The 5,544-nt window shown below is 43.5% G+C and carries 4 protein-coding genes; 1 reads left to right on the top strand and 3 read right to left on the bottom strand.

Going from position 1 to position 5,544, the window contains the following annotated elements; genetic code table 11:
- Positions 1–295 precede the first annotated feature (295 nt).
- Positions 296–685, top strand: coding sequence for a hypothetical protein (locus E2I14_RS19080; RefSeq protein ID WP_133331517.1), 390 nt, complete (start codon positions 296–298; stop codon positions 683–685).
- 361 nt (positions 686–1,046) lie between these two features.
- Here E2I14_RS19080 and E2I14_RS19075 read toward each other — a convergent pair whose 3' ends face one another.
- From E2I14_RS19075 to E2I14_RS19065, 3 genes are all read right to left on the bottom strand, one after another.
- Positions 1,047–3,143, bottom strand: coding sequence for a peptidase domain-containing ABC transporter (locus tag E2I14_RS19075; protein WP_133331515.1), 2,097 nt, complete (start codon positions 3,141–3,143; stop codon positions 1,047–1,049).
- A gap of 57 nt (positions 3,144–3,200) precedes the next feature.
- On the bottom strand, positions 3,201–4,112 hold the full coding sequence (locus tag E2I14_RS19070) for a TraB/GumN family protein (protein WP_133331513.1): 912 nt from the start codon (positions 4,110–4,112) through the stop codon (positions 3,201–3,203).
- Positions 4,113–4,534: 422 nt separating this feature from the next.
- Complete coding sequence (locus E2I14_RS19065; RefSeq protein WP_133331511.1) at positions 4,535–4,936, bottom strand: hypothetical protein; 402 nt, start codon at positions 4,934–4,936, stop codon at positions 4,535–4,537.
- Between the last annotated feature and the right edge of the window lie 608 nt (positions 4,937–5,544).

Below are 5,544 nucleotides of genomic sequence, written 5' to 3'. Positions count from 1 at the left end.
ATCCGGCGTCAAAGGTTCATGAACTTACGCCAAGACTATGGAAACAACACTTTGCCGCAAATCCGCTGCGATCGGATTTGCATGGAGTTACTTGATCATTTAGTATTTATGGTGGGTAATCGGTTACGATCCGATCACTAAAAATGCCCTAAATAGGGCATTGACCACAACTCAGCCACTGGACTATCATTACTCAAGATTTTTCTTGAGTCTTGGCTAATTGGCGCCACGTCGACAAAGTGGTTCCGCTTAATCTGGACGAGCCCGACAATGATGTGTATGGGAGGGAACGCCAATGGATAAGTTGCGATCATTAACAAGTTTGAGTGAAATTTTTGCTGATTCGAGCCGACCGAGCTATGTAGTCAGAGTGCGCGGGCCGGGAGTAGGGCCGGGACCATGGCCTTGGCCCGGTATTAATTTTCTCTGGGGCTCGGGGAACATCAGCGTCCCACCGTCCTTTGACAAACCAGTCATCCTCCATATTCGTAATTTGGTATCAGGAGAGGACGTCACGATCGGCACATTGACTGGCCCACTTACGACTGGGGTGCAAACTGCCATAGGCGTTTTGCAACCGGGCGATTGTCTTTCAATTCAAATTCAGGGTTTCTCGGCGATCTATGCCACTTGTGTCGCGGGGCTTGAAACCTTGGTCGGTTGCCTCCAAAATAGCTCCCGCTAAATATAACGGGAGCTACTTTGCCGATTCTTGGGCTTGGCGTCCAGACGGTTCAGGCGAGGCGCTTACGAATTAAGGTGGAGAACAATTGAGGAAAACGGGGCAGCGCCGACCAGCTGTAGTGAAGAAAATGGATGCAGCTTAAATTCTCTGAAAAATTGTCTTGCCCAATGGGTCCACTTTAAAACATCATGACAAATCTTGGTATGCCGGTGTCCGTGAAAGTCTAAAAATAGCCAAAAATCGGGCTATTTTGGCTATTTTTTAGTTGCCATCGATTTATTCAACAACGCCGTGGAGAAGTGTGTAGTCCAAGAAATTTTAATAGAGTATATAAGTTGTGTTCAAGGCTGGTCACTCTTTTTCACGCCACCAACGTCATATCTTTGCTCGTAGCCGCACGAATTTCATGGGCCTGTCCATCTCTCAATTCAACAACCCGTCCAGCCGCTGCAATCGTTTCAGGGCGGTGGGCAACCATGATCCTAGTGAGATTTAGTTGGCTCAATGCCACGTTGACTTTCAGTTCGTTCTGAATATCGAGATGGCTTGTTGCTTCATCTAAAGCCAAGATTTTCGGTTGCTTGTACAACGCTCTCGCAAGAAGTACTCGTTGCTTTTGCCCACCGGATAAACTACTTCCCATATCGCCAACCAAGGTTTGGAATCCCATCGGCATGGCGGAAATCTCATCAAAGATGGCGGCTTGTTTGGCGCATTGTTCCACACGTGCCGAATCCATTTGCGCATCAAAGAAACTAATGTTGTCTTGAATCGAACCTGCCAATAACACATCGTCCTGCATCACCGTACCAACCAACTGGCGATAGGCTTGCAGGCCAAGGCGAGAAATAGGAATTTGGTCAATAAAGACCTCGCCTTCGGTTGGTTTTAATAGCCCTAAAATGATTTTGCAGAGCGTCGTCTTACCACAGCCCGATGGACCAACTAAGGCAATGCTTTGGCCTTCAGGGATTGTTAGGTTAATGTCGTTCAACACCCAAGGCTCGCCTTCGGCATAACGGAATTTGAGATTTTTTAAGGTAATGGTAGCAGTTAGGCGGCTGGTGTCTGTTTCGATCGGGACTTGTGCCTCGACCGGTTCCCTCACGATGTCAGACAGGCGCTCTGTGTGTAAGCCCAGCATTTTTAGGGATACAACCATATCAATCAAACTGAAAATGCGCCCTGAGAATGTCCCCGCATAGCTAGAGAATGCCATCAGCATTCCGACAGTCAGCGCATTTTGCATGACTAATCCTGCACCGACATAAAACAGACATAGTCCTTGAATTCCGAATAATGTCGTATTGCTTACCCGAAAAATAATCGATAACTTTTGCGTCTTGATGTCCCGATTCATCACATCAAGCTTCAAATTTTGCCAACGTGAGCGACGTTCCGCTTCACGACCAAAAAGCTTAAGCGGAGAAATAGCTCGCAACGTTTCTAGAAAGTGGCTATTTTCTTTTGCAGACAGGATGAGCCGTTCTTGGGAAGCTTCACGGAAGGGATGATAAAACACCCAGCGTAGGACCGCATAAACAGCAACTGATGCCAGTACAATTGCCGACAGTTTAGGACTGTAAATCAGCATCATGCAAAGCGCCAACAGTGCCATGAGACCGTCTAAGGCGCTCTCAACAAAAAGACTAGTTAGCGTTGACTGAATAGACCCGATACTACCGAAGCGAGAGACGATGTCGCCGAGGTGACGCTTTTCAAAAAAAGATACAGGCAATTGAACCAAGTGAGCAAACAAGCGGTTCGTCCATTGATAACCAATGTCCATGCTCCAGCGCATGAGGAACCAGCTACGAGCCAAACTAATGACCGTCTGTGTCAACATCAAGAGCGCAAAGCCGGCGACCAAAATAGATAGTAATTCTTTATCACCGGATACGATGACTTCGTCAATCACGAATTGGTTGAAAAGAGGTGAGCAGATCGCAAAGAGTTCTAACGCAACTGCCAAGACCATCACTTGGACTAATGCTCGACGCAAGCCAAACACTTTACCCGTTAAGTCATGCAGTGCTATTTTTTTCGTGTCTTGTTTTTGCAGAAAAGCGGGATTAGGCGATAGCTCTAAAGCGACGCCCGTAAAATGCTTGGATACTTCGGCCATCGCCAGTTTTCGCTCACCCACAGCGGGATCGAGAATGACGATGTATTTTTTACTGACTTTTTTAAGAACTACAAAGTGATTTAAATTCCAATGCAGTATGCACGGCAACGCCAACTGGCTTAAATCTTCCATCTCTAGGCGTAGAGGTCGAGCAGACAATTCCAACCGTGTTGCATGACGCATGATTTGCGCCAAGGTCGCACCTTTCAAACTGATCGAAAACTGGCGTCGCAAATCCGCTAGGTCGCTGTGATATCCGTAGTGGTTAGCGATCATGGCTAGGCACGCCAGGCCGCATTCGCTAGACTCAGTTTGGAGGATGGTTTTCATCATGTACGTATTGTTAGTGTCTATAGATAGATCTACATCTAATTTATGTATTTCTATTTTTTACTGCTCAATAATTTTGTAATTAGCTTTTTTAAGTAAATTAAGTATTCCATGCTCTCCTCCTAGATGAGCAGCACCAACGACGACGAGATCACACTTACTTGTACTTTTTCCGAAGCCGGCGATAGTTTTTGTTATGTCCAAATTTCTTTTATCCAACAACATTTTGTTAAAGATCTGTGCGACATTAGGACCATATGTCATCGCGTAGATAGAATTTTCGTATGAGTTTTCAGGATCATTTGAGAGTGTGTAGGCTTTCTCTAAATATGCGAAATACTTGATTGAGCATTCCATACAATTAAGCATGTTGATATACCCGCTAACATACTGATCCCACTCGGTATTAGTTATCGAAGCAAAGCTCTTTTTAACGGCATCGTTACTTTCCAACCCATGAATCTGTTTATTGAACTTGGAAGTTTGTATTTTGATGTATTGATCTAAAGAATTTTCCTTTTTAAATTCTCGAAAGTTTTGGTTGACATATGGATTCATACTTTCGAGCACTCCTGCAGCGGCATAGGGTGACATCTCACGATAGGCGTTAGTACTTGGGAAAACATTAATAAATGTTTTTTTTAAATTTTCGAAGGTTTTCTTACTGAGCCGCGTCTCAAGGGAAACATCGGGAGGATTAAAATAAATACTCTGATTTGTGTCTTGCAAGGAACGAATATCGCTAGGATCATTTTCAAAGCAAATGTTAGAGCTGTGTTCAATCACGCTATTTAATTTTGGATAGCTATTGTCTACCAATACCTTACTTCCAACATGCATCGAACCAACAATCCAAAAGCTACTAACACCGTTTGTTAAATGCAGCAGAGGTAAGGATGCCTCTTGAGAAAGCGCAAACTTTGTTAGAAGTAAGGTAATCGCAAAAATTAACTTGATTGATATTTTTCTCATGATTAAATCAGAAATTTACTAAAAAAATAACGCGCACATTCTAAACAGAAAAAAAACACAGGTAATATGAGAAATGGTTTTTTATAAAGAACGCATGCGATCAACGATAAGATAGATATCAAAAACAAAATTTTTATATATTTCTTAAATGTATCCGTTTCCGAAATTGACCTTTCAAAGTCAAGCGAAAAGATATAGGTCGGTAACGCAACAACATAAATAAAAAAATAATCAAATGTAAGAATCTTTGTGTATGACACTGCAAACAGAAATACCCCAATCAAAAATAAGAATAAGATCCACAGCGCATAGATAGACTTGTTATTCATAACATTCTTCCCTCATCAACCGTTTCTTTAACAAAGTACCAATCTCTCTTCAAATGGATCAAAACTGGTACTTTGTTTACGGCCGATCCGTTATTAATTAAATTTGACTGAGATTGAGCCTGCCAGTTTGTTGCATGCTAAGCTTGAAGCAACTGATACTCCGCGATACACCCACGGATTCTCTGTTAAAATCCCGGCCGTTACGCCCAATGCTTGGCTAGCGATAAAACATCCGGTGAGCGAACCTGTGTTCACAGTTGCGGAAACGGGACCAGCCGTTGCTGAAACTACACCAGGCGTGCTAGGGCTAGTCGGTACAACGCATTTAGTTCCATCATCAATTACACCCGGAATTACATCGCTCCCGCCACCGCCATATCCGCCGCCACCACCGTAGCCACCGCCATCTCCTTCAAACATTTCGTAATCAACAATTTCCTCACCTCCAGAAACCATATCCAACAACGCTTGATTTGTAATAACATGCAAAGCCATAATAAGACTCCAAAGTAAGTTGTCCATTCCACATAGAATGGGTTTTGCTCCGTAGGGTGAGGTAGACGCTCACGAATATCCAACTGAATCACCCCGGTTTTAGGAGACACTCCTGAGCTTTATAAACGGAAAATGAGCTGCAGAAAGCAGCCAAATCCTAATTCATTTTAAGTTTTAAATAACCGTTTTTTCCAAATCCTAGGACCCGGCTCAATTAATTTGTTTGCCTCATTTTGCAGCCATTCACGATATTCACTCGACAGCGGTCCGTCGTCCGAATGCACTTCTACAAGGCGTTGTTGGGCTAGAAGTCTGAGAGCCCTATGAACAGTCGCCACTTCGCTGAGTCCTAACTGATTGGCTAAGTTTTCGAGAGATTTACGCGAAACCTCATCGCTGGTATCAGTTTCGGGAAATGTGAGAATAAGCGGTGCTTGCATAATTTTTGTGGTGACTAGTTGAGTGCGCACTTTATTTTATTCTGCAAAACAAAAATAAAAAGTCCAACATCCGGCAATCCCGAAAAAATTCATTTCGTCACGTTCACAGTTCGCACGATCAGTCATTAACCACGAATTGGCCAACAATCTAATTTGCATCTTAATATC

It is taken from the genome of Sapientia aquatica, from assembly GCF_004358105.1.
Taxonomy (GTDB): Bacteria; Pseudomonadota; Gammaproteobacteria; order Burkholderiales; family Burkholderiaceae_D; genus Solimicrobium; species Solimicrobium aquaticum.
Note: the sequence above shows the minus strand (reverse complement) of the source record. Positions and strands in the feature narration are given on the sequence as shown.

Coding starts and splice junctions, on each gene's coding strand:
- E2I14_RS19080 (WP_133331517.1), top strand. CDS start 296: ATGGATAAGTTGCGATCATTAACAAGTTTGAGTGAAATTTTTGCTGAT.
- E2I14_RS19065 (WP_133331511.1), bottom strand. CDS start 4,936: ATGGCTTTGCATGTTATTACAAATCAAGCGTTGTTGGATATGGTTTCT.
- E2I14_RS19075 (WP_133331515.1), bottom strand. CDS start 3,143: ATGATGAAAACCATCCTCCAAACTGAGTCTAGCGAATGCGGCCTGGCG.
- E2I14_RS19070 (WP_133331513.1), bottom strand. CDS start 4,112: ATGAGAAAAATATCAATCAAGTTAATTTTTGCGATTACCTTACTTCTA.